Annotated in this window: 23 protein-coding genes and 2 pseudogenes; 13 read left to right on the top strand and 12 right to left on the bottom strand. The window is 39.1% G+C overall.

Annotation, left to right across the window (positions count from 1 at the left end; all coding sequences use genetic code 11):
• Window positions 1-25 precede the first annotated feature (25 nt).
• Entirely contained in the window at window positions 26-1,276 is a 1,251-nt protein-coding gene (locus OK025_RS05795; RefSeq protein ID WP_317668656.1) for an HD domain-containing protein, read from the bottom strand.
• Window positions 1,277-1,496: 220 nt separating this feature from the next.
• On the opposite strand from OK025_RS05795, the pseudogene OK025_RS26740 reads away from it, so the two are divergent.
• Window positions 1,497-1,829 (top strand): annotated as a pseudogene (locus OK025_RS26740) (response regulator); the annotation flags it as partial.
• Between the two features lie 257 nt (window positions 1,830-2,086).
• Here OK025_RS26740 and OK025_RS26745 read toward each other — a convergent pair.
• Window positions 2,087-2,185, bottom strand: a complete 99-nt coding sequence (locus OK025_RS26745; protein ID WP_411567698.1) for a hypothetical protein — start codon at window positions 2,183-2,185, stop codon at window positions 2,087-2,089.
• 13 nt (window positions 2,186-2,198) lie between these two features.
• Here OK025_RS26745 and OK025_RS26750 point away from each other — a divergent pair.
• The 3 genes and pseudogenes from OK025_RS26750 to OK025_RS05810 all read left to right on the top strand — a co-directional run.
• Window positions 2,199-3,050, top strand: a pseudogene (locus OK025_RS26750) (PglZ domain-containing protein); the annotation flags it as partial.
• Window positions 3,051-3,062: 12 nt separating this feature from the next.
• A complete protein-coding gene (tsaE, locus tag OK025_RS05805; protein ID WP_317668658.1) occupies window positions 3,063-3,473 on the top strand; it encodes a tRNA (adenosine(37)-N6)-threonylcarbamoyltransferase complex ATPase subunit type 1 TsaE in 411 nt (136 codons plus the stop codon).
• 23 nt (window positions 3,474-3,496) lie between these two features.
• Window positions 3,497-4,543 carry an ABC transporter ATP-binding protein gene (locus OK025_RS05810; protein ID WP_317668659.1) on the top strand — a complete coding sequence of 349 codons (1,047 nt, stop codon included), beginning with the start codon at window positions 3,497-3,499 and terminating at the stop codon, window positions 4,541-4,543.
• 9 nt (window positions 4,544-4,552) lie between these two features.
• Here the strand turns inward: OK025_RS05810 and OK025_RS05815 are convergent, their stop codons facing one another.
• Together OK025_RS05815 and OK025_RS05820 are read right to left on the bottom strand one after the other, a co-directional pair.
• Entirely contained in the window at window positions 4,553-5,404 is an 852-nt protein-coding gene (locus tag OK025_RS05815) for an alpha/beta hydrolase (RefSeq protein ID WP_317668660.1), read from the bottom strand.
• A 78-nt stretch (window positions 5,405-5,482) separates the two neighbouring features.
• Complete coding sequence (locus OK025_RS05820) at window positions 5,483-6,694, bottom strand: alanine dehydrogenase (protein WP_317668661.1); 1,212 nt, start codon at window positions 6,692-6,694, stop codon at window positions 5,483-5,485.
• A gap of 85 nt (window positions 6,695-6,779) precedes the next feature.
• Here OK025_RS05820 and OK025_RS05825 point away from each other — a divergent pair, with 85 nt between their 5' ends.
• The 5 genes from OK025_RS05825 (at window position 6,780) to ytxJ (ending at window position 11,448) form a co-directional block, all read left to right on the top strand.
• On the top strand, window positions 6,780-8,747 hold the full coding sequence (locus OK025_RS05825; protein WP_317668662.1) for a nucleoside-diphosphate sugar epimerase/dehydratase: 1,968 nt from the start codon (window positions 6,780-6,782) through the stop codon (window positions 8,745-8,747).
• A gap of 84 nt (window positions 8,748-8,831) precedes the next feature.
• Window positions 8,832-9,503 carry a tetratricopeptide repeat protein gene (locus OK025_RS05830; protein ID WP_286849555.1) on the top strand — a complete coding sequence of 224 codons (672 nt, stop codon included), beginning with the start codon at window positions 8,832-8,834 and terminating at the stop codon, window positions 9,501-9,503.
• Window positions 9,504-9,591: 88 nt separating this feature from the next.
• Window positions 9,592-10,080, top strand: a complete 489-nt coding sequence (ribH, locus tag OK025_RS05835; RefSeq protein WP_075990779.1) for a 6,7-dimethyl-8-ribityllumazine synthase — start codon at window positions 9,592-9,594, stop codon at window positions 10,078-10,080.
• Window positions 10,081-10,367: 287 nt separating this feature from the next.
• Entirely contained in the window at window positions 10,368-11,108 is a 741-nt protein-coding gene (locus tag OK025_RS05840) for a hypothetical protein (protein ID WP_317668663.1), read from the top strand.
• A 1-nt stretch (window position 11,109) separates the two neighbouring features.
• Window positions 11,110-11,448: a bacillithiol system redox-active protein YtxJ gene (ytxJ, locus tag OK025_RS05845; protein ID WP_317668664.1), complete on the top strand. Its 339-nt coding sequence runs from the start codon at window positions 11,110-11,112 to the stop codon at window positions 11,446-11,448.
• 121 nt (window positions 11,449-11,569) lie between these two features.
• Here ytxJ and OK025_RS05850 read toward each other — a convergent pair whose 3' ends face one another.
• Together OK025_RS05850 and OK025_RS05855 are read right to left on the bottom strand one after the other, a co-directional pair.
• A complete protein-coding gene (locus OK025_RS05850; protein WP_317668665.1) occupies window positions 11,570-12,655 on the bottom strand; it encodes an isoaspartyl peptidase/L-asparaginase in 1,086 nt (361 codons plus the stop codon).
• Window positions 12,612-13,022 carry an RNA-binding S4 domain-containing protein gene (locus OK025_RS05855; protein WP_317668666.1) on the bottom strand — a complete coding sequence of 137 codons (411 nt, stop codon included), beginning with the start codon at window positions 13,020-13,022 and terminating at the stop codon, window positions 12,612-12,614. The genes OK025_RS05850 and OK025_RS05855 overlap by 44 nt, the downstream gene beginning before the upstream one ends.
• Window positions 13,023-13,421: 399 nt before the next feature.
• Here OK025_RS05855 and OK025_RS05860 point away from each other — a divergent pair, with 399 nt between their 5' ends.
• Genes OK025_RS05860 through folP form a run of 4 tightly spaced genes read left to right on the top strand, consistent with a single transcriptional unit; the run spans window position 13,422 to window position 16,200 of the window.
• Window positions 13,422-14,240, top strand: coding sequence for a 2,3,4,5-tetrahydropyridine-2,6-dicarboxylate N-succinyltransferase (locus OK025_RS05860; RefSeq protein WP_317668667.1), 819 nt, complete (start codon window positions 13,422-13,424; stop codon window positions 14,238-14,240).
• A gap of 25 nt (window positions 14,241-14,265) precedes the next feature.
• A complete protein-coding gene (locus OK025_RS05865; protein WP_088159989.1) occupies window positions 14,266-14,844 on the top strand; it encodes an L-threonylcarbamoyladenylate synthase in 579 nt (192 codons plus the stop codon).
• 1 nt (window position 14,845) lies between these two features.
• Window positions 14,846-15,325, top strand: coding sequence for a DUF4920 domain-containing protein (locus OK025_RS05870; RefSeq protein ID WP_317668668.1), 480 nt, complete (start codon window positions 14,846-14,848; stop codon window positions 15,323-15,325).
• A gap of 32 nt (window positions 15,326-15,357) precedes the next feature.
• Entirely contained in the window at window positions 15,358-16,200 is an 843-nt protein-coding gene (gene folP / locus OK025_RS05875) for a dihydropteroate synthase (protein WP_317668669.1), read from the top strand.
• Window positions 16,201-16,207: 7 nt separating this feature from the next.
• On the opposite strand, the gene OK025_RS05880 is transcribed toward folP, so the two are convergent.
• From OK025_RS05880 to OK025_RS05905, 6 genes are all read right to left on the bottom strand, one after another.
• Entirely contained in the window at window positions 16,208-17,230 is a 1,023-nt protein-coding gene (locus OK025_RS05880) for a cytochrome-c peroxidase (RefSeq protein ID WP_317668670.1), read from the bottom strand.
• Window positions 17,231-17,376: 146 nt separating this feature from the next.
• Window positions 17,377-18,225, bottom strand: a complete 849-nt coding sequence (locus OK025_RS05885; protein ID WP_317668671.1) for an MbnP family protein — start codon at window positions 18,223-18,225, stop codon at window positions 17,377-17,379.
• A gap of 22 nt (window positions 18,226-18,247) precedes the next feature.
• Entirely contained in the window at window positions 18,248-20,236 is a 1,989-nt protein-coding gene (locus tag OK025_RS05890) for a TonB-dependent receptor (RefSeq protein WP_317668672.1), read from the bottom strand.
• 5 nt (window positions 20,237-20,241) lie between these two features.
• Window positions 20,242-21,147 (bottom strand): hypothetical protein, encoded by a 906-nt coding sequence (locus tag OK025_RS05895; RefSeq protein WP_317668673.1) that lies wholly within the window; start codon window positions 21,145-21,147, stop codon window positions 20,242-20,244.
• A 413-nt stretch (window positions 21,148-21,560) separates the two neighbouring features.
• Window positions 21,561-21,938, bottom strand: a complete 378-nt coding sequence (locus tag OK025_RS05900; protein WP_075990767.1) for a hypothetical protein — start codon at window positions 21,936-21,938, stop codon at window positions 21,561-21,563.
• Window positions 21,939-22,135: 197 nt separating this feature from the next.
• Window positions 22,136-23,473, bottom strand: coding sequence for a DUF5125 domain-containing protein (locus OK025_RS05905; protein ID WP_317668674.1), 1,338 nt, complete (start codon window positions 23,471-23,473; stop codon window positions 22,136-22,138).
• Between the last annotated feature and the right edge of the window lie 27 nt (window positions 23,474-23,500).

The following is a 23,500-nucleotide window of genomic DNA, read 5'->3' on the forward strand; positions in this document are numbered from 1 at the left end:
TCTATGTTTTTTTATTAAAAAATAACTACATGATGGAAGTAATTGCAACATATCCCACCTCTTTTGGATAACATAAAGCATATTTAGCTACATTTTTCGATAGTGCTTCTAAATTCCCGAGGTCAGAAGCTTCTGCAATGTCAACAAGCTCGCCCGATTTCAATAGTATTTTAATTTGATCCTGGGAAGAATTATAGGCCCGGTTTTGAATTTCCTGCGTAAATACATAATAATGAATATCCTCTTGAGCCACATTCATCTCCCTCTGTACTTTCGCCTTCACTAAATCAACATACTCTGGAGCAAATGGCTTATTACTCATGACCGATCGATATAGATTACGTTTCATCACGCGCTGGCACATGGTACTTAAAATAGGATCCTCATGACGTTCCCATGTTTTTATGGCAGACATAATATCCGTATCATCTAAACGGGTGAACCAATCCAAATGTAACGGGTCATCCAAAAAGTTAGTTTTGTTAACCTGCTGGCTTAAAAACCAATGAAACGCCGGAGTAGAAAAGAGCTTATGGCCAGCAGCCGTCAGATATTTTGCCCGCTGCAGAATTTTAATCAATAACTGTTCAGCACCGATAACGGTCTTGTGTAAATAGACTTGCCAATACATCAACCGCCGCGCAATCAGAAATTTCTCTACAGAATAAAGCGCTTTATACTCTACCACTATTTCATCCTCCACCACATTGAGCATTTTTATAATACGGTCAAAAGAAATGACGCCTTCCGATACGCCTGTAAAAAAACTATCTCTGTTGAGGTAATCCATTCGATCAACATCCAATTGGCTCGACACCAATTGATGCAGAAATTTACGTTCGTATTTATTATTAAAGATTGTAATTGCAAGACTTAGTCTTCCACCCAGATCATGGTTGATTCGATCCATTAAAAGGGAAGACAATAGCTCATGAGAAACACCTTCAATCAAACTATGCTCCAAAGAATGTGAAAAAGGGCCGTGACCTATATCATGCAGCAATATTGCCGACAGAACAGCCTCCTCTTCATCCCCTGAAATTATAACACCTTTACTCCTCAAAGTTTCCAATGCCATCGACATCAAATGCATCGCTCCTATGGCATGCTGAAAACGGGTATGCAAAGCTCCGGGATAGACGAGATGTGTCATGCTCACCTGCTTAATATAGCGGAGCCTTTGGAAATAAGGATGTTGCACTAGATCGAAGACCAATCCTGTAGGAATAGCGACAAATCCATATACCGGATCATTAATAATTTTATTTTTGTTCAATGTGGAGACAAATTAATACGATCATCAACACTATAAATATGAAACCGAGCCCTTTAATCATGAACTCCTGGTTAACACTAGTATAAACTTAAAACAAAGATAGTTAGTTCATCGTTAATAAATGTTAAAAATAAAATCTGAAGCACGATATTTGCTTATGTTAGCATGAGATCGAAAATCCGATCCCCCCCTCTACTACTAATAGACATATAATAACAAGATGCAAAAAACACATATTCTTTGGGCTGACGATGAAATTGACTTTCTAAAACCACACATTTTATTTTTAGAAAGCAAAGGTTACAAAGTTGACACAGTCAACAATGGAAATGATGCCGTTGAAGCCTTTAAAAATGGTTTTTTCCACCTCGTTTTCTTAGACGAAAATATGCCTGGGCTAACCGGGCTCGAAACACTTGCCATACTCAAATCGATCAACCCTACTGTTCCCGTTGTTCTGGTCACAAAAAACGAAGAAGAACATGTCATGGAAGATGCCATTGGCTCCAAAATAGATGATTATCTTATCAAGCCGGTCAACCCCAAGCAGATCTTGATGACAATAAAAAAATTAACGGAGAACAAACGTCTTGTCAATGAGAAAACATCCATGGCTTATCAACAAGACTTTCGCAATTTGGGGATGATCCTGAATGATAATCTGGATTTTAACCAATGGTCAGAAGTTTACAAAAAACTTGTCTATTGGGAATTGTCCCTCGAAAAGCTTGAAGATAACAATATGCATGAAATTCTGACGATGCAAAAATCCGAAGCAAACATGCAATTCTCAAAATTTATAGAAAACAACTATATACAGTGGATCAATCGCCCCGAAAACGCACCCATTTTATCACACCAGCTATTTAAAAAGAAGGTATTTCCGACCATAGAAGATAATGTACCCACATTTTTCTTTCTAATCGACAATTTGCGTTTCGATCAATGGAAAATTATCAATGAGGTAATCACCGACTATTTTAGACTTGAGGAGGAGATAAACTATTACAGTATTTTACCGACGGCCACACAATACGCTCGAAATGCTATCTTTAGTGGTTTAACGCCACTGGAAATGGAAAAACGCTTTCCGAAATTATGGCAAAACGATGAAGACGAAGGCGGCAAGAATCTCTATGAGGATAAATTTTTGGAGGATCAGATTAAGCGCCTTTATCGCAAACCCATAAAGCACTCTTACACGAAAGTATTGACATTGGAACAGGGAAAAGACGTAGTAGACAATCTCGGTAATTTGATGCACAATCAACTCAATGTATTAGTGTATAACTTTGTTGATATGCTTTCTCACGCACGTACAGACAGTTCTATGATTCGCGAATTAGCAAACGACGAAGCAGCATATCGCTCCCTTACTTTGTCATGGTTTGAACACTCCCCTTTATTAGAAACTATAAAATGGCTATCACAGAAGAAAGTCCGTGTGATTATTACAACCGACCATGGCACTATTCGCGTAAAAAAACCAAGTAAAATTGTTGGTGATCGAAACACAAATACAAATTTGAGATATAAACAAGGGAAAAATCTAAACTATATTGACAAAGATGTTTTTGTTATCAAAAATCCCCACGAGGCACAGTTGCCTAAACTTCATGTTAGTTCAACATACGTTTTTGCCAAAGAAGATTCGTATTTTGTTTACCCCAACAACTACAATCAATTTGTCAATTACTTTAATGGAACGTTCCAGCATGGGGGAATATCTTTAGAAGAAATGATTATCCCCTTTGCGACATACTTGCCGAAATAGTAATTTTGTAACATGGAAATTATTGTAAATACGATAGCAGATCTATCTCAAGCGGCTCAGACAGTTTTAAATAGTTTTCCAAAGGACCGCATTTTTTTGCTATATGGTTCAATGGGGGCTGGAAAGACTACTTTTGTAAAATACTTATGCCAACAGTTAAACGTACAAGATAGCACCTCTAGTCCTACATTCTCCATTGTTAATGAATACGAATCTCCCGTTGGTCCTATATATCACTTTGACTTTTACCGTATTAAAGACGAACAGGAGGCATTCGATTTTGGTTATGAGGAATATTTTTATTCAGGTGCTTACTGCTTTATTGAGTGGCCAGAGAAAATCCCCAATTTACTTCCTGAAGAAGCAAAAGAGATACATATTAACACCATAGATGCAACAACACGTAAAATTTCCATTCGTTAACCTACCTTTTTTGACCCCTTACTATGGCTCATTCATCATCTTGTCAATATATTCCTTCTGATATTCATGTGCCCGGATTAGCGGCCATACATGCAGAACATCTTAGCTTTTCCTTTCATGAGAACAACATCCAATTCGCCGTCGAAAATAGCTCTTTTGATATCGAAGAAGGGAAGATTACAGCAATTATCGGTGAATCTGGCAGTGGAAAAAGCACCTTACTACGGCTAATATACGGTTTATTGGAACCAACCGGCGGTGTTGTCCGCTATAAAGGGTGGCAGGTTCCTACGCGTAAAGACAAGTTAATTCCCGGACACGACGCAATGAAACTAGTCTCACAGGGCTTCGATGATTTAAATACTTATGCCAATGTATGGGATAATGTTGCGTCGCAGTTACCAAATACCGACATTAAACGCAAACAAGATAAAACGGCGGAAATACTGCAACGTCTACGCATAGATCACCTCGCTAAAAAAAGAGTGGCAGACATCAGTGGCGGAGAGAAACAGCGTGTTGCGATCTGTCGCGCCCTGATAAACGAACCTGAAGTTTTACTAATGGATGAACCCTTCAATCAGGTCGATGCTTCTTTTCGCGACACACTACAGCAGGATATAAAAGACATTGTTAAAGAAACTGGACTAACCGTCATTTTAGTTTCACACGATCCTACGGAAGTACTTGCCCTGGCAGATAATCTCATCGTGATGAAATCGGGCAAAATCCTAGATCAAAACAACCCGCACGTACTTTATAGTAATCCGTCGCACCCTTATACCGCGCAATTACTGGCAAAAAGCAACATATTACAGGTTGAGCAAGCTCAAAATTTAGGCATAACAAGCGAAAAACCAATCGCGATACATCAAGAATGGATTTCAATCAGTCCTTCTGAGCAGTCTACTTTTTTTGTAAAAGATGTGCGATTCAGAGGTTTTTATTATGAAATCGTCGTCAGTAATAATGAGATTAACTTACATGCAATTATAACGTCGCAAATAATTCCACAAAAACTACAGGCTGTCGATCTAACCATATCGCACTGGATCGCTTTTGACCATTAATTGTATGCCCTAGTCTTGTGTATCTAGCCAAGATAAAAATGCGTCAAACCATAACTTATCCGAGGTTTTGTTAATTAACCCAAAGCCGTGCCCCCCTTGCTCAAAGGTATAAAGCTTGTTGGGCACTTTTGACTTGTCCAAAGCTGCCATCATTCTATAGCTATTTTCTATCGGCACAGCCATATCGTCTTTGGCATGTACGAAGAAAACCGGACAAACCTCAGAAGATACCTGCAGATTGGAAGAGAACAGTTTGATTTGGTCTTCCGAAGGGTTTTCTCCAATGAGATTGATACGCGAACCTTTATGTGTTATATCATTTTCCATAGAGATTACTGGATAAATCAATCCTGCAAAATCAGGTCTTAGCGATACATGGGAAGGATTCGCTATATAATCTTTCTTAAACTTCGTAATTAAAGTGGAAGCCAGGTGCCCGCCAGCGGAAAATCCAATTACTCCAACTTTTCGAAGTCCGGGATGCAAGGTTCGGATCAATTGCATTGCCCGCTGGGCATCTTGAAGAGGTCCAATTGATTTGTCACGCATAATATTCGGTGATGGCAATCGATATTGTAAAACAAATGCTGAATAACCATTTTTTATCAACTCTTTTGCTACAGCATGTCCCTCATGATCCATTGCTATATGAGAATAACCACCCCCCGGAATAACCAATACGGCGATATTTTTATCAATACTTTTATCTGCCGTATAAGCGAATAACTTTGGTACATTTTTTTCTAAATTCACTTGCTCCTTATCAGTCGCGTTTGGAATGGAATCTGCATAAAGATGTATTGTTTCCTGCGCCTTAACGAGAGAAATCAACGAACATAAAATCATAAAAATTCTTTTCATTAAAATAATATTTTAAAAGAGAACTCCAGATTACATTTACTCGAAAAACGAATCAAATATGAGCTGGATACCCATGGTTTATAAGGAAGACACAACTAAAAGATCTAAATCTTTCGCCGTCATATTAAATCTTGAGGCCATGTCAACATTTGTAAGGTTTCCTTGGTACAAATAAATTGAACTCCGAATACCGGGATTCTTCCAGATTGCATTTTTCAGCCCCCCAAGTTCGGCAAAATCAAGCAAAATTGATGTAAAAATATTGCTCATTGCATAAGTGGCTGTTCGTGCTACCCGAGACGCTATATTGGGGACACAATAGTGAATAACGTCAAATTTCCGAAAGATAGGTTTATCATGTGAGGTTACTTCTGAGCTTTCAAAATTCCCCCCCTGATCGATACTCACGTCGATCACTACAGAATTAGGTTTCATTTTAGAAACCGTTTCTTCCGAAATTATACAGGCAGAGCGTCCATTACGAGCTCGTAGGGCGCCAATAACTACATCAGAGCTGATAACTGCCTTGTTTAAAATAATAGGTTGTATAACGGAAGTGAAAACACGGCTGCCAAGATTGTTTTGCAGGCGTCTAAGTTTATAAATCGAATTATCAAACACCTTTACCTCTGCTCCTAACGCCAAAGCCGTTCGGGCAGCTTGTTCACCAACGGTGCCCGCGCCAATAATAACGACTTCTGTGGAAGCTACGCCGGTCACACCACCGAGCATCAGTCCCTTCCCTCCAAATGCATTGCTCAGATACTCCCCTGCAATTAAGGTTGCCGTTGCCCCTACGATTTCGCTCATTGCACGAACCACCGCTAGGCAACCACCCTCATCTCTTAAATATTCGTAAGAAATTGCAGTGATTTTTTTATGCATTAACGCCTTTAGTACATCCAGGTTCATGAGTGAAGGTTGCTGTGACGATAATAAAAGCTGCCTTTCTTTCATCAACTTCACTTCACTAAGGATAGGGCTACCAACTTTAATGATCAGATCTGCCTGATAAACCTCTTCCCGAGAAGAAACGATACGAGCCCCCTGTTCACTATAATGATGATCCAAAAAATTAGCCCCCGCACCAGCGCCCGTTTCAATAATTACTTCGTGCCCATTTTCTACCAATAATGCAACCGCTAATGGTGTCAAGCAGATCCGCTTTTCCTGAAGCGAAATTTCTTTTGGAATGCCAATAAATAAACTCTTTGCATTCTTTTTCTTCTCAAACAGCATCTCTTTTGGAGAAATCATAGCCTGACTCGCAAGCTTTCCTAACTCATTCATCTTGTAAAATTGATCGTTAGCTAAAATTACAATAAAAAATCAATCTTATCAAACGAAGATAAATTTGGTTTGGCACAGCTTTGGAATGAAACAAATTTATCTACATTTGTCTAAATTAATCAGATATAATACCATGCTCAGCAAAGTTAATATAGTGCCACGGTGGATCATTTTTTTATTGGACATCTTTAGTGTATCCATCGCTTATCTCCTCGCAAATGTCATTTACTATGATTTTAACTTCGATTTTCTGCTTGACATTGATTTTGCCATTCGTTACATTTTATTTATAGGTATATGTTCCTTATCATTCTACCTCTTTAAGATGTATACTGGTATAGTTCGTTACACAAGCGCTATCGATTCAATACGGATATTATCAACGATAACATTTAGTGTTTTTGTTCTCCTGGTTATAAAATTAGTCATTCAGGCAAACGAGATAGAACGAAACATTCCAACTGCACTCATTATTTTCTTTGCACTCTTCTCCTTTCTTATTTTAACCGTATATAGAACGATTATCAAAATTTTCTTTCTATACACCAAAAAAGTCAGTGGCTCCAGAAAAAAGACACTGATCTATGGCGCCGGTGATTTGGGGATTGCTGTAAAAAGAACCTTAGACCATGATGTACGATCCAAAAATGCTATTGTTGGATTCTTGGACGATAATGAACAAAAAATCAACAAGGTAATTGATGGTACCAAAATATATTCCTCACAGAAGTTCAGCCATCTGATCAATACATTGAATGTTGAGGAGGTTATCATCGCTTCGCACAACATCCCTTCGGACCGTAAAAATGAAATTACAGATGTTGCGCTCGAAAAAAATGTGAACATATTAACGCTACCTCCTGTTAAAAAGATCATGAATGGTGATCTTAACCCAAATCAGATCCAAAAAATAAAAATTGAAGATTTATTAGAAAGAGAACCAATTAAAATTAACGACGACCACATCTTAAACCAAACGAAAGGCAAAAGAATCTTAGTTACTGGTGCGGCAGGATCCATAGGGAGTGAAATCGCAACCCAATTAGGGAGATACGAACCTCAGATGATCATCCTCTGCGATCAGGCCGAGTCGCCGTTACATAACCTCCAACTTGACCTTCAGGATGAATTTCCCAATCAGGTATATCATACTTATATCGCAGACGTCCGAAGTACAAAAAGGATGCAATTACTTTTTGAGACTTTCAAACCACACTATGTATATCACGCTGCAGCATACAAACATGTCCCAATGATGGAAAACCACCCTTTGGAAGCGGTACAGACCAATGTCATGGGTACTAAGAATCTAGCTGATTTAGCCGTAGCATATCAAGTGGAAAAATTTGTTTTTGTCTCTACCGATAAAGCTGTCAATCCCACGAATATCATGGGAGCGACAAAGCGTATCGCAGAAATCTATGTACAATCGTTAAACAATCATTTGGAAAACTCGTTAGGGGCAACTGTGCACACCAAATTTATCACAACCCGCTTTGGCAATGTCTTAGGCTCCAATGGATCAGTTATCCCTCGATTCAGAGACCAGATTCAAAAAGGCGGCCCCGTAACAGTTACGCATCCAGAAATTACGCGGTATTTTATGACCATTCCCGAAGCCTGTCGATTGGTTCTTGAAGCTGGTACGATGGGACAAGGAGGAGAGATTTTTGTATTTGATATGGGAAAATCTGTAAAAATAGTCGAGTTAGCAAAAAAAATGATTCGCCTTTCAGGATTTAAACCGAATGAAGATATTGAAATAAAATTCACGGGATTAAGACCCGGGGAAAAACTATATGAGGAGTTATTAAATGATTTGGAGAATACGTTGCCGACGCACCACGAAAAGATCATGATCGCCAAAGTCAGAGAAAATAATTATGATATTGTAAGTATAAAAATCGAAGAATTGCAACAGCGTTTAGCGACACAGAACAAAAACGAAGTTGTCTATCAAATGAAAATTATTGTACCTGAATTCAAAAGCAAAAATTCGATCTACGAGCAACTGGATCGGGAAATCGAGTTATCGAATAAGTCGGAAAACTAAAGTTAATTCACTTTAAAATTTGCAAAACACTTGCAAATTTGCTCGAAAAGTGTATTTTTGCAATCCATATTTTACTGATTAGTAATGTCTAAAAACACAAATAATACAAATCAAGGTTTCAAACCTTCAAAAGGATCTTTTTTTCAAGATAACCAAAAAAGTGTCGTGTTCATTTTAGGTGGTATCGTTGTATTGATCTTACTTTATTTTGGATATCAAAAGCTTTATCTAGATCCAAGAGCAGAAGAAGCTTCGAACCGTATGTACAAAGCAGAACAGCTGGCCACAATTGATTCTTTACAAAATAAAGCAATCACGGGCGACGGTGCTTTTCTTGGATTTAAACAAATTGCGGATGAATATTCCAATACAAAATCGGCAAATATTGCAAACGCATATTTAGGCGGTTTATATTTACGTCAAGGTAAATTCGAAGATGCTGTGAAGGCTCTTGAAAAATATGCTCCAACAGGAAGCCAAATTCTAGATCCGCTCGTAATTGGTCTCACTGGAGATGCTTATTCAGAGTTAAAAGACTACAAAAAAGCCGCTGATTACTACAAGCAAGCTTCTGAAAAATCAAGCAACTCGTATACAACTCCGCTCTTTTTGAAAAAACTAGGGCTTGTATATGAAGCACAAAATGACTATAAAAGTGCAGAGACTGCTTACAAGAAGATTAAAACAGATTTCCCAGAGAGCCAAGAAGCTTCTACAATTGATGGTTTATTAGGCCGTGTACAAGCACATTTATAAGAGAATAATTATAAAAGCATAATAAAAAGAGGCTATTTGATAGCCTCTTTTTTTGTGACCATCTAAAATCACTATCTTTGTTACTATTATGGCAAGTAGCATTAAAAATTTATCCGACTTTTCGCATATCCAGGTTGCGGATGCAAGTCCATTCAAATTTGCAATCGTTGTTGCACAATGGAATGCAGAAATTACAGGTGCATTATTGAATGGTGCAATAAAGGGTTTGGAAGAGCATGGCGCTAAGGAAAACAACATCCAAGTCATTGAGGTTCCTGGAAGTTTCGAATTAATTTCAGGAGCAGACCTCGCATTCAGAAATCAGGGTTTTGACGCTGTTATCTGTTTAGGTTGCGTCATTCAGGGTGAGACCAGACACTTCGATTTTATCTGCGATGCAGTTGCAAATGGTATTGCCAATGTAGGGCTCAAATATAATAAACCGGCTGTTTTTGGCGTATTAACAACTGACAACCTTCAGCAAGCATTGGATCGTGCCGGAGGGAAACATGGTAATAAAGGCGAAGAAGCTGCTATTACAGCAATACAAATGGCTCATATTGCCAAAAAATTCTAGTTTGGTATCAATTTTGCCTACCATTCAATGATGAAAAGTATTACTGAGCATAGCTTATTACTCAGGTACTTATATTTTGAACAAATCGATTAATAAAATATTCAGTTATCTTATTAATCGATTTTTATTTTTTCACTAGAATAAATTGTTATCGAATTGTCTTGATTGTCGTGTAAATCAATTATACAACAGTCGGTAGTTTTATAGACAATGACGCAATAATGAAGTTTCATGGGATCAATTTTGATACGAATTACTTGATGATTGTTTCTTTAAAAAATAGGATTATGAAAACATTATCGAATGTACTCTTGGTCGTTATACTGACGTTATTCTGTCAGTTGGATCTAGTGGCACAAGACGATAGTCTAAACAAGCAGATTTGGCAAAGTATCGGTGGCCAGGAAAAATGGGATTCTTTGCAGTTTTTGGCTTTCTCAGCAAAGGGAAATACCATCTCAGATCAGTTGTCAAACGACGAACGAAAGTTCCTGTTCAATAGAACGACTGGAGCATGTCGATTTGATGGCTATAAGGGAACGGATCAGGTGACCTACCTGTTTAATTTTAAAAACCCTGGGTCAGATAAACTCTTTATTGGAGGGAATCTATCTACAGATGGGCCCGAGCTTAAGAAATCAATTAAAAACCAGCTATTTTCGGATCTCAATCTACTACTTTTGCCTACTTTGATCGGACAGAAGAATGTGCAGCTGAAAAACCAGAAGGAAAGCTTCAGTGCTGGACAGAAATTAACGATAGCAAATATCAGCTCGTCAGGCCCTATCTTTGGTTCAAAGATTGATGGTTTGCTTTATATTGATCAAAATACTGGTGAGATTGTGCGTTACGAATACACAGATAAGGGCGAAAAAAACACCTATGAAGTGAGCAAATATAAAGAGATTGGCGACGGGATACGTTTACCCAGTTTCTTCAATTCCACAAGCAATGACCAAAAGAGTTGTATATTCTCCTCTATTTCATCTTTTGTACAGGTAGAACAGAAAAAATTTACAGAACTATAATATGATTAATTGGATAGAATTAAATACAGAAGAACAGCTACAGGAGCTTTATCAATCCGATAAAGTTGTAGCCATCTTTAAACATAGCACGACTTGTGGTATTAGCAATATGGCTAAGCGTAGTCTTGAGCGTATGTCTGCTACTTCAGACCATGATTATGCGATTTATCTTTTAGACCTTTTGCGTTACCGCCCTTTATCGAATGAGATTGCCCAACGTTGGAATGTAGAACATCAATCACCTCAAATACTGATTGTTGAAGGAAAAAACAGTTTATATGACGCTTCACATGGTGATATCCAATTTGATGAGATAGAACAATACCTAACGGCAATTTGACATAATAGGCCATAACTGCTGTTCAATAAAAATAATTAGCATAAAATATCCCAAGCGATCTTCAACATGTATTGTATTGATCACTTGGGATATTTTATGAAGCTGAAAACAGCTGAATTGGCTACTTATAAATTTCTACTGTTATTTTACCGTCTTTAGTCACCGTACCCCGATACATGCCGGCGGTATTAAAAGGCATAGCAACATGTCCATTTTTATCCAATGCGATCATGCCGCCATTACCGCCCATTTCACCAATCCGATCAATTACTTGCCTGCTCGCCTGATCAACAGGTTCACCTTTATATTCCATTAAAGCGGACACCGAATATGCCGCCACGGTGCGGATATAATATTCACCCCATCCAGTACAGGAAACAGCACAGGTATTATTGTTCGCATACGTTCCAGCACCAATAATTGGTGAATCTCCGACCCGCCCAAACTTCTTGTTTGTCATCCCTCCTGTAGACGTACCCGCGGCCAAGTTTCCTGCTTTATCCAAGGCAACACATCCTACTGTACCGAATTTAGCATCTTTATTGATGATGCCTAAGCGTGAGCTTTGTTTTTGATCGTGATCTAGTTGTGTTCGTGTACTGTCATCCTTGCTCACTTTCTGCAAAGCTTCCCAACGCGCTTCCGTCCAAAAATAAGAAGGGTCTACAATGGTCAATCCCACTTGCTTCGCAAACTCTTCGGCACCTTTACCCACCATCATAACATGCTCAGATTTTTCCATCACCGCCTTGGCTGCCGAGATTGGATTTTTGATCGTCGTCACTCCTGCAACGGCGCCTGCGGCTAAGGATTTACCATTCATGATGGAAGCATCCAGTTCGTTGCGTCCGTCATGTGTAAAAACCGCTCCTTTCCCTGCATTAAACAAGGGTGAGTCTTCCATAACATGGATAGCAGATTCGACGGCTTCCAAACTGGATTTACCTTCTTGCAACTTTTGATAGCCGATACGAAGCGCTTGCTCCAAGACGATCCTATAAGCTTGCTCCATCGAATCTGTCATATTCTTTTTCAAGATCGTCCCCGCTCCACCATGGATCGCCAAAACAAATTCACCCTCCGTCATGGCCACAGGTTTTTGATACGATTTACAGGAAATTGCCAACAGGCTTCCCACAATTATTATGGCGCATATCTTGAGGTTATTCATCTTCCTTCTCCCACCATTCTGAAGATTGTAAATCATCTATCTCACGACGGTCTTTTTTAGTAGGTCGCCCTGTACCGCGGTCGCGTTTTAGGACAGGAGCATGAAATACGGATTTAAACCCTACAGTTTCTTCAACAGGTGTTTGATCCTCGTAGAATTGAACAGCAGTCTTGGCGTCAACACGACGTTCCAAAAGACCTGTCACCTTCACCACTTTTTTCTCAATTCCCTTTTGGACATGGTATACATCTCCGATCTTAACTTCATAGGAGGGTTTTATATTTTGGCCTTTTAGTTTCACCCGACCTGCCTTACAGGCCTCTGTTGCCAAAGTTCTTGTCTTAAATAAGCGAATTGACCACAAATATTTATCAATTCTCAATTTTTCTGATGTTCCAGCCATAATACAAAAATAATTATATTTTTAGAACCATTATAACCAAAAGCAATTATGGAAAATTCCGATTAAACTGAGTTCAATTATTAAAACGTCTTTCATCCGTTCACCGGAAGAGTGTAATAGCTAATTGCGGACAAGTTGTCATCAAATCCATACCAAGTCCTGACTGCAAGCGGGGTGTGAAAACAATGTCTGCAGTGTGAATGCACCTTGAAAAGGTGGACTCAACGTGGACTCACTGTGCATACACTGTAGTTGGAGTCAGGAGTTGACCATAATCTGATAGGGTGTTGTTATCAGGAAAGTCTATTGCAAGGAACAATGGATAAAGTTGTTTTTAAGTCCAACTTTATCTAAGTTTGTACATCAAAATAAACTAATTCAAATAAGAAAATAAATAATATGGTAGAGCCACTTAAAAAACTGATTGAGGAAGCTTGGGAAGATAGGCAATTATTGGAATATAAAGAATATACAGAAGCCATCCGCACTGTTATCATGAAATTAGATAGCGGTGAAATCCGCGTCGCTGAAATGATCGGTACAAGATGGCACGTCAATGACTGGATAAAGAAAGCTGTTATTTTATATTTTCCAATCAATGATATGCGCGAAATGACTGCAGGTCCTTTTGTGTTTCATGATAAAATGAAATTAAAGACAGACTACAAACACACTGGAGTACGTGTTGTACCAGGGGCTTCTGCTCGTTTAGGTGCATATTTGGCTAAAGGAGTGATTATGATGCCTTCTTACGTTAACATCGGTGCTTATGTAGACGAAGGTACCATGGTGGATACTTGGGCAACTGTTGGCTCTTGTGCACAAATTGGTAAACATGTACACTTAAGTGGCGGCGTCGGAATTGGTGGCGTATTAGAGCCTGTACAAGCAGCTCCAGTGATTATTGAGGACAATGTTTTCATTGGTTCAAGAGCGATTGTAGTAGAAGGTATTCGTGTAGAGAAAGAAGCTGTGTTGGGTGCTAATGTGGTATTGACAGCGTCAACAAAAATTATCGACGTTACGGGACCTCAACCAGTAGAATATAAAGGTTATGTACCTGCCCGCTCTGTTGTTATCCCGGGTTCTTACACCAAAAAATTTGCGGCAGGGGAATATCAAGTTCCTTGCGCTTTGATCATTGGTCAACGTAAAGAGTCTACAGACAAAAAGACTTCATTAAATGATGCACTACGTGATCATAATGTAGCTGTATAAAAATTAAAACTAGTATAAAGATAAGATGAGTGCATTCGTAGATCGTGAGGATTTGAATAAGGCCTTGGAGACGTTAAAAAACGGCGGATTAATTCTATACCCTACCGACACCATTTGGGGGATCGGTTGTGATGCCACCAATCCTGATGCCGTGGAGAAAGTTTTCCAGCTGAAAGGAAGAGATAAATCCAAAAGTCTGATCGTCCTTTTACACAACGACAATCAATTGGCAAGTTATGTAAATGAAATCCCGGATGTGGCTTATCAACTTATTGAATACACCGAAAAACCCTTGACAATTGTCTATTCGAATGCCAAAAATCTTGCGCCCAATGCGATTGCTGAGGACGGTTCAATTGGCATTCGAATTGTCAAGCACCCTTTTTGTGAACAACTTTTACAACGGTTTCGCAAACCGATAATTTCAACTTCAGCAAATATCAGTGGTGAACCCACGGCGAAAGATTTTGACGAAATATCTGATGCCATCAAAGATGGCGTAGACTATATTGTCGCCTATGACAGAGACGTAACAACAGATGGAAAATCATCTACTGTCATGAAGCTGGACCCAAGTGGTAAATTTGAATTTATTAGAAAATAGCATGAAAAAGATCGTTTTATTTTTTGCATTAGCATTTGCTGTTACCAATTTATCTTTTGCGCAGCAAAAGGATATTCCCGCAGCCAAACCAGGCGTAAAATATGGCAAAGAAATCTCTGCGACCAATGCGATTTCAGTAGCAAAGCTTGAAAAAGAACTCACGCAAAAGAACGCATTCAACGGAAAGGTGGCAGGTAAGGTCGTTGAGGTATGTAAGAAAAAAGGCTGTTTCATGACCCTGCAACGGGAAGGCGAAGAACCTATTACCGTCCGTTTTAAAGACTATGGTTTCTTCATGCCAGCAGACATTGTCGGCAAAACGGTTGTTGTCGAGGGTATCGCAAAGAAAAAGGAAGTTTCTGTAGCATCGTTACAACATGCGGCAAAGGATCTTGGTAAATCACAGTCTGAAATAGACCAGATTACACAACCTAAAAAAGATATTAGCATTATTGCTGACGGTGTTTTGGTTGTCAAATAACCCATTCTCACACCAAACCTAGCATTGTTCTGATGAAAAGATTCCACACTTCAGCCTGTCACTCCATACTGGTCGATGGTACCTTAATGACCTTCGAAAAGCCCATTATTATGGGGATACTCAATGTGACTCCAGATTCTTTTTATGACGGTGGCGCCAATACAACCGTCGAACTTGCGGTAGAGAAAGCAAAGAAGCTATTGCTTGAAGGTGCTCAAATTCTTGATATTGGCGCATATTCCTCACGTCCGGGCGCCCCATTAATTTCATCACAGGAGGAAATGGATCGAGCTCTTCCCGCTATTCGAGCAATTAAAACTGCATTTCCTAACGCTATTTTATCAATAGATACCTTTAGGGCAGACGTTGCTGCGGCTGCAATCGATGCGGGAGTGCACATCATAAATGATGTTTCGGGAGGTACGCTCGATGATAACATGTTCGCCACGGTAGCAAAATATCAAGTTCCTTATATTCTCATGCATATGCGCGGTATTCCCGAAAATATGCAGGAAAAAACAGATTATACAGATATTGTAACTGACGTAGCCACCTTTTTAGGTGACCGCATTGCGACACTAAGAAGTATGGGGGTGAAAGACATTATTCTTGATCCGGGATTTGGTTTTGCAAAGACAGTCGAACAGAACTATGAGTTGCTCTATCGTGTCAATGAACTTCACTACTTCGAATTACCAATTTTGGGTGGAATATCCCGTAAATCCATGATTTATAAAAAAATCGGAATCACCGCCCAAGAAGCTTTAAATGGCACTACAGCTTTAAATACCTTACTTCTCGAAAGAGGCGTACAAATTCTCCGCGTACATGATGTAAAAGAAGCGAAACAATTGGTTGATCTCTTCTATTCATAAATCAGCATTATTTGCCTACAAATTTGGGATCACTTAATGTTTTAATAAACGCTATGATAGCTTCCTTTTCTTCTTCTGTCATCGGAATTCTTTTACCATTTTCTTTAAGAATCGGATCAAGGTTAGCTGCATCCAAAACACCTTTGTCAAAATAATCCAGGACAGATTTTAACGTTGGGAACTGTCCAAAGCTTCCATAAGGTGCTGTATATTCCGCATTTCTTAAAGAAGGCACCCGAAAAGCCATATAGTCCGTTTCAATACCTGTGATACGTGCTCGTCCGGCCTCGTCTGGATGTTTATTTAAAGGAAACCCTACATTTCTAAAACTCTGATCGGTAAATAATTCTGTTGCATGGCAGCTTTCACACTTCAACTTAAACAGCTGATATCCGCGTTCTTCCTCAATCGTGAATTGCTCCCCTTCACCTCGTTTTACCCGATCATATTTACTGTCGGCCGAAATTAAAGTATACTCATATTGCGCAATGCTTTTATAAATTCGTTCAGGTGTAATATTCTCATCGCCAAAAGCCTTCTTGAACAATATTTTATAATCAAACTCGCCATTGATTTTACCGATGACCTCCAGAATAGATGAGTTCATCTCCTCATGCGTGATAATTGGCACTAAAGGTTGCTTTTCCAGTTCGAGTATATTGCCATCCCAATTATAAAATTTCATAAAAGCCAAATTCTGCAAAGGTGGCGTATTCCGAAAGCCTACGCGATCATCTATACCCACTGCCTGCATTTTTCCATCGGAAAAAGCCAATGAGGGATTATGGCAACTGGCACACGATATCGTATTATTTCCACTGAATCTTTTCTCATGAAATAGTTTTTCACCCAATTCAACACCATACTTTGTCGGCTTATTGCTATTAAATGCATTATTCAGACTGGGAAAATCCGCAGGAATATTTAAAGTAACTGTTGGGTTATCATCCTGCGTAGATTCAACGATATCATCCCTACTACAGGATAAAGCAATTACTATAACTGTCAGGATTAAGATGACTTTTTTCATCCTTTTATTTTTATCAATGGTTGATGAATATTCAAAATGCATTCGAAAGTGATGATACAATCAGACTGCGTTCTTTTGTTTATGCATAACATATTTTCAGCAAATGGCTACAATCCCATTCAAGATCATAGCCATTCACGTAAAATTTAGTTAGAAACACTCTCAACAGTGAACATCCCAGCTGTATCACTGCTACCGTTACCACCAAGATTATCAACAAACTTCACCATTTCCACTGCCGAATGAATATTAGGCACAGCATTGTTAGCACCCAATGTAATGGTATTCGTCTTCCCGCTTAAGAGCTTATCAAAATCCGCCCTGATATTAATCTGTGGTACACTTTTTCCAACAGTAACTAAGGAAGGTAAATTCAAGGTAATATCCCGATAAGCATCTACCCCCTGTTTATAGGTGGATTCATCACCATTTGTTCCGCTGATCGTACTTCCTGTGTGAATAGACAACTCTTTATGATCAGCACCATAAAAGCCTTCCAATTTCGTAAATCGGTAACCTGTTCCCCATTCCCAGTGCATTTTAGTATCGTTGGCCCCAGCTGTTGCATAGAAAACCGGGAATCTCAGTTGATCCAACGTATTTATTTCCTGTTTTACCCCCAAGCCGAATTTGATCTGTTTATACTCGCCAACAGGTATATTACTCAACACATAATTTAAAGTTGCCGCTTTCGCCTGATCAATTACTGTAGCCCCTTTATCCAGATCATTTACATTATAAGGGATTTCAGATCCATCGGCTTTAATCAGTCTGATATTGCTAATTACATACTTCAGCTCAGAAAATTGATGCAGTTGTCCACTGGCTGATGTATTTGTTGTGGCAGCTGGAGAATCTGCACCACCCAGCACAATTGTTGTATTTTTAAATGTATTGTTGAAATGTAAGTTAACACTGTTGGCGACATCTTCACTTTTGCTACAAGAAATCATAACCAAAGAAATCATCAGGAGTTTAATTGCATTTTTTTTCATTTTATTCTAAGTTTTAAAGTATTTAAAAATTGATTTTTAAGGATGTAAAAATATTTCTACCCATGCGTGGTATATTTCCCCAATCTGCATAGGTACTATAGTATTCATTGAAGAGGTTCTCCGCACCGACCTGAAACACGGCATTTAATTTTCCAATAGTGAAGTTATAGTCTGCCGAGACATTCCATATCTTATAGGATGCAGTTTGGTCCTCTCCGTATTCAGGGCTGAAATTGACCTGACTAAAGTCTCCGTTCATTGAAGTTTGCACACCGATCATTTTGTATCGGTAATGCAATGATGTTTGATAACTTAAGGGACGTATAAAAGGCAGGTTTCCGCCCATATTGTCTTGCCCTCTGGCATAGCTAAGTACGACTTTCCAATCTAGACTTGGCAAAACTTGATATTGCGCATTGAGTGCCAGATTAAACAGAGTCGCATGATCTAAAGAGGTATAGCCTTTCACGCCTACCGATTGATAGTTCATCGGGCTACCCAAACTCAATATCCGGCCAATAATGTAGTCTTGGATAAAGAAATAATTGGCCTTGGCCCCAATGCTTAACTTTCCGGTCTTAAATCCGGCACTGGCATTGGCTTCATAAGAAACTTCATTTTTTAAATCCGGATTTCCGATATAATCGTACCGATCGAAACTGTTGTAAATGTAATAACCATAAGCCTCCGAAACAGAAGGAGCACGATGCCCAAACCCTGTTCCGAGGGAAAAGTCAAACTGACCAATATTTAACTGATAGCTAGCATGTAGGCTCGGCAGAATTCTATTTTTCTTCTGTGGAGAACCAGGATGGAAAATCCAGTTGAATTCAACGTATTTCGAATAGTTATAATTCAAACCCAATGAACCTCCAAAGACCAGTCTACTGATATCAGAAAGATCGAACGCGTTATTCATGGCTACACTTGCAAAACGGGTGGTCACCCATGGCCAGCTATAGGCAAACATGGTCTGTTTGGATCGATCCTGCGGATACATGCGCATCTCAGCTATCGATAGATTATCATAAGCATTTACCTGTATTTCCGAAGAATAGCGGTCTTTCTGCAGATTAATTTTAGATAAAAGACCGTAGGTCGTACTCCAGCCTGGCATATCCATATGGACCAAATTTTCCGGACGGGTCGTATCATCCATATAGTGCTCAACTGCATTAAAATAAACTTTGGTGTCCCATACCTTTACCAAACCCTCTTCAAACAACTGTTTGTATGCCGCGGAAGTGATAATCGCTCTGGATAAGGACAAGTCCATTGGCAAAGCAGGAAATCCCACATCTTTTGCACGATCAAAAATAGCATCTACCCGAACAGCAGAAAGCGGACTTGTTTTATAGGCCAAGCCCAACGACGCATTGAATTTATTATATTGCGAATGCCGTACTTCATCGTCATTTCCATCATAATAATTTCCAGCCTTCCGGAAGGCAATACTTCCATCTGCCACAAATTTGTCACTTGAGTAATATAGATTCCCAAGATTGAAATTCTGCTTATTATTGAATTCAAAACCAGTCTGATAGGCTCCGCCAATTTTTTTCTGCAGACCAAACGCGGTATTCCTTCTTTTTAGATCTATACTGCCAGCGACCGTAGCACCATGCAGATTACCTTCCTGCCCCGATTTAATATCTATTGCAGCAAGGTTATTACTTTCTACATACGAGGTTATCGGGTCCATTTTATCCGTACATGCTCCAAAGACATGCATCCCATCGATTGTAATTGTCGAACGCTCACTACTCATATTATTGAGCAGGGGTTCCCAGGCATAGGCACCGCGTTTTATGAAGCTGATATTACTTGCAGAAGCCAAATATTCATCCACAGAGACTGTCATCTTCAGATCGTTTTCAATCCTCTTTTTGGCAGCTGCATTGACTGTAACCTCGGCTAGACGTCTCGTTGTATCACGGGTAATAGGATTGTTTTGTCCGTGTACGTTCCATCCCAAAGACAACATAAAGAGAATAATACTTATCTTCCTCATAGCCTCTAGAATAGAATATCAATGTATAACTCACTTTTACGACCTTCTACCCCCGGTGTAAAGTCCTTGGGCACCTCAGTTCCTGCTATTACCCTTCCATTTTGGTTGACCAAAATAAAATTCAATGTCCAGTTACCTGTCATTGTGTAATTCACAACGCCATGGTACAATCCGTCTGCCTGTTGTACCAAGTCCTTATTATTGGGCGAAGAATGGTTGCCCATCGAAGGTTCTGGCATACGCGGATCCAATTGTAAGGTATATCCATTGACTGTCGTATAAGACAATTGTGCAGCGTCCAACTTATAAATCCCGGCGACCAGCTTATTTTCAGAAACAGTTGGTTTCCAAGGAGCAATCAAGGCGATTAAATACTGTTCGCCATCTTTCCCGGTGAAAGTGGTTAGGTTACGGTTTTTATTTACCTGCGGCTTCACAGTTACATGCTGTGTAGCTGTGAAAGTCTGTCCGCCAATTGTAAAATCGATTTCCAAATTCCAGTTTGCTGCCGCAGAGCTTTCATCTGTAAATACACTGTAACCCGAAAAGTAGCGACCATCCAACGTGTAGTCCATTTCGGACTGGTGTGGACAAACAATTTTCATTCCTTCCACATTGGTTTGGACTGGCAGCAATTTGACTGAGGAAACGGCTACAGGTTCATTATCTTGCTGCTTATTGATTATCACGCGGATATCATTATAACCGCGATACAATACCCCACCTAAGGCCTCAATACGAATACTATACCCTGAAGAAACAAGACTTGTAACCTCTTTAAACTCCGTATTCACCGCCACAGTATTTCCACGTTCTGCCTCATAGTCTGTTTTCTCCTTTGTACAAGCAATTAGGAGAAAGGATATAATTGCGATATAAAAACCCGCTTTTTTTATAAATAAATATCTCATCTATAATTTTTCATTTGTTAGGAAACTATCCGATTTATTGCGTGAGCTCCGGAACTCACGCAATAAATCAAAATGATATCCTATTGTGACGAACGGATATATTTCATCGTATAGATGCGCTCCATTCAACTTCTAGCGAAATGAAACCATCATACTGATATTGAACAGATTATTAGCTATTATCAATATTCAAATGATTCGGACCCACACCGCGATGTAGCCCAAATAATTAGGAAGGTTTCATTGAAATAAATAGTTATTGAATAAATAGCTTAACCGAAAGATCGATTTTATAGACAGAGCATCACTAAAAGCAGTTTCACAGCGAAATTATAACACGAAGGAAATCTTAGCATACCTTGTAATCCATCGTCAGTGATCGACTACTTAATCAAATAAAATATTAACTGGATTTAAACCAAAGGGGGGTGAAATATTGTAAAGATGGGATTATAGGAATAATCTTCTTTATATACTGGAAGCAGGCGCTCCACAGTGTCTTCATAAAGAGCCGTGTTTTTAAAAGTAAAATCTTGTGTATTATTTATAAAAACAACATCAATAATACGTAATTCAAGATTTTTTTGTTCCTTTTCCTCATGCTCGCGCATTTTCTTCATCAAAATACACTGGCCTCGACAGGCAAGCGCATTATCGTTAAAGCGATTGATACATTCATAGCGCGCGATATAATCTCGATTCAACTCGAAGACGGTCCATAGCCATACCGTTGAGAAGCTCTGCAGGAGCATCAAGGGTAATAGAATCCATATAAACAGTCTAATTTTCATTCGAATATTTTATTCTCAATAGCAGCTTACCTCGTTAAGATTGTTTCTTTATCTTGTAAACTTACCAAATCGAGCTCATGATAATTCGTTTTGAGTTTGGGCAAATATAACAAATGAATCTTGGAATAAACAAATGCTATTTAAAAGAAAAAGTCCTAGGCAGACTACTACCTAGGACTTATAAAACTCAATTTTAATTATTTTGACGCAACCGTCAAAACCGCTTTCTTATTACCAGCGGCTAAATCCAATGTAAAAACATAGGTTTTACCTGCCTCTAAAACTTTGCCGGTTTTGATACCCAGATTGCCTGAATCACGACCATTATTGCCATCCCCCACAAAGACGATATCACTTGAGGTTGTCACATCTGCACCACCAAATTCACCGCCCCATCCTTTTTGATGGAAAAATTTGAAGTTGATGTTATCGGATTTTATAGACTCTCCTGCCTTAACAGTTATCTGGTATTTCTTGTTACCTAGCGGCACCAGACAAAGTGCTTTATCCGTGTTCCAGCCCACCTGGTTACTGGATACTTTAGGCTTTCCAATTCCCTCACCGATAATCCATACAGCACCAGATCCATCATCTTGTAGTTTTGCCAAATCATTGCCTGTCATCGCCTCAACCACAAAGTATTTTAAGTTAAAGTCTGCTGTAACACGGTATTTTCCAGTTGATCCTTTAAACGATAGGGTTCCATCGGCCGCTTTGGTAAAGAAATCTGGATCGATCCACCAATCTTGCAGATCCGCAATCCCTTCAAAAGTCGTCGTTTTCCCTTGGGCCAGCTCGATTTCAACTTTTGCATGTTTATCATCCACTCGACTGAACTGCGATCCATTTAACAGTACAACAATAAATGGAGATGCCTGAAATGTCAATGTATTAAATTGAATTGGATATACACCAGAAGTCGAATTTGAAAAAGGAATTTCAGCGGTAGACCCCAAGTTAATAACATTATTGACCCAACCAAAATTCATCGCATTGCCTTGTGTACCTACTTTTGGCGCTTGAATATAGCCTTTTACCTCAGCTGCAAAATTTTCTTTTGCCGCATATTGGTTGCGCCCTACCTTTTCCATGCGATAGGATTTGGATTCTGTGACTAAAGTTAAATATGGAAAGTCGGGTCTGCTCAGATTAATATCAAAAGATTGTTCGGTTATTTTTTGGCTAATATTCTGTACGACAAACTTAAGGGTTGCTTTTCCATCGGGAATATCTTTCAAGAACGGAACATAAATTTTTCCAGCATAGTCTCCATTTTGTTTGGTACGGATAACGGTTTCGGTTACCTTGTCGTCGGTAAAATACAATTGGGCTTTAACAGTAGAAAGCGCAACTTCACTATCCGACACATGGACCTGAAACTCGAGACTATCCCCAAAATTTGCAGTCGAGATAGGCGATTTCAATTCGATTTTAGGATCCCCTATTTGATAGGTATATTTTTCATCCTTTTTACAGGAACTAACTGCAGTAATAGCAGCAGTTCCCAATAGTATATTGATGAGATATCTTTTCATTTGTTCATAATTTATGCGCTATCAACG

It is taken from the genome of Sphingobacterium sp. UGAL515B_05 (assembly GCF_033097525.1).
Classification (GTDB): domain Bacteria; phylum Bacteroidota; class Bacteroidia; order Sphingobacteriales; family Sphingobacteriaceae; genus Sphingobacterium.

Excerpts from the sequence above, each read along its gene's own strand:
- OK025_RS05905 (WP_317668674.1), bottom strand. The coding sequence starts at position 23,473 with ATGAAAAGATATCTCATCAATATACTATTGGGAACTGCTGCTATTACT.
- OK025_RS05860 (WP_317668667.1), top strand. The coding sequence starts at position 13,422 with ATGGTAGAGCCACTTAAAAAACTGATTGAGGAAGCTTGGGAAGATAGG.
- OK025_RS05855 (WP_317668666.1), bottom strand. The coding sequence starts at position 13,022 with ATGGCTGGAACATCAGAAAAATTGAGAATTGATAAATATTTGTGGTCA.
- OK025_RS05900 (WP_075990767.1), bottom strand. The coding sequence starts at position 21,938 with ATGAAAATTAGACTGTTTATATGGATTCTATTACCCTTGATGCTCCTG.
- OK025_RS05880 (WP_317668670.1), bottom strand. The coding sequence starts at position 17,230 with ATGAAAAAAGTCATCTTAATCCTGACAGTTATAGTAATTGCTTTATCC.
- OK025_RS05815 (WP_317668660.1), bottom strand. The coding sequence starts at position 5,404 with ATGAAAAGAATTTTTATGATTTTATGTTCGTTGATTTCTCTCGTTAAG.
- OK025_RS05825 (WP_317668662.1), top strand. The coding sequence starts at position 6,780 with ATGAAACAAATTTATCTACATTTGTCTAAATTAATCAGATATAATACC.
- OK025_RS05870 (WP_317668668.1), top strand. The coding sequence starts at position 14,846 with ATGAAAAAGATCGTTTTATTTTTTGCATTAGCATTTGCTGTTACCAAT.
- OK025_RS05890 (WP_317668672.1), bottom strand. The coding sequence starts at position 20,236 with ATGAGGAAGATAAGTATTATTCTCTTTATGTTGTCTTTGGGATGGAAC.
- OK025_RS05820 (WP_317668661.1), bottom strand. The coding sequence starts at position 6,694 with ATGAATGAGTTAGGAAAGCTTGCGAGTCAGGCTATGATTTCTCCAAAA.
- folP (WP_317668669.1), top strand. The coding sequence starts at position 15,358 with ATGAAAAGATTCCACACTTCAGCCTGTCACTCCATACTGGTCGATGGT.
- tsaE (WP_317668658.1), top strand. The coding sequence starts at position 3,063 with ATGGAAATTATTGTAAATACGATAGCAGATCTATCTCAAGCGGCTCAG.
- OK025_RS05840 (WP_317668663.1), top strand. The coding sequence starts at position 10,368 with ATGAAAACATTATCGAATGTACTCTTGGTCGTTATACTGACGTTATTC.
- OK025_RS05850 (WP_317668665.1), bottom strand. The coding sequence starts at position 12,655 with ATGATTTACAATCTTCAGAATGGTGGGAGAAGGAAGATGAATAACCTC.
- ribH (WP_075990779.1), top strand. The coding sequence starts at position 9,592 with ATGGCAAGTAGCATTAAAAATTTATCCGACTTTTCGCATATCCAGGTT.
- ytxJ (WP_317668664.1), top strand. The coding sequence starts at position 11,110 with ATGATTAATTGGATAGAATTAAATACAGAAGAACAGCTACAGGAGCTT.
- OK025_RS05895 (WP_317668673.1), bottom strand. The coding sequence starts at position 21,147 with ATGAGATATTTATTTATAAAAAAAGCGGGTTTTTATATCGCAATTATA.
- OK025_RS05830 (WP_286849555.1), top strand. The coding sequence starts at position 8,832 with ATGTCTAAAAACACAAATAATACAAATCAAGGTTTCAAACCTTCAAAA.
- OK025_RS05885 (WP_317668671.1), bottom strand. The coding sequence starts at position 18,225 with ATGAAAAAAAATGCAATTAAACTCCTGATGATTTCTTTGGTTATGATT.
- OK025_RS05865 (WP_088159989.1), top strand. The coding sequence starts at position 14,266 with ATGAGTGCATTCGTAGATCGTGAGGATTTGAATAAGGCCTTGGAGACG.
- OK025_RS05810 (WP_317668659.1), top strand. The coding sequence starts at position 3,497 with ATGGCTCATTCATCATCTTGTCAATATATTCCTTCTGATATTCATGTG.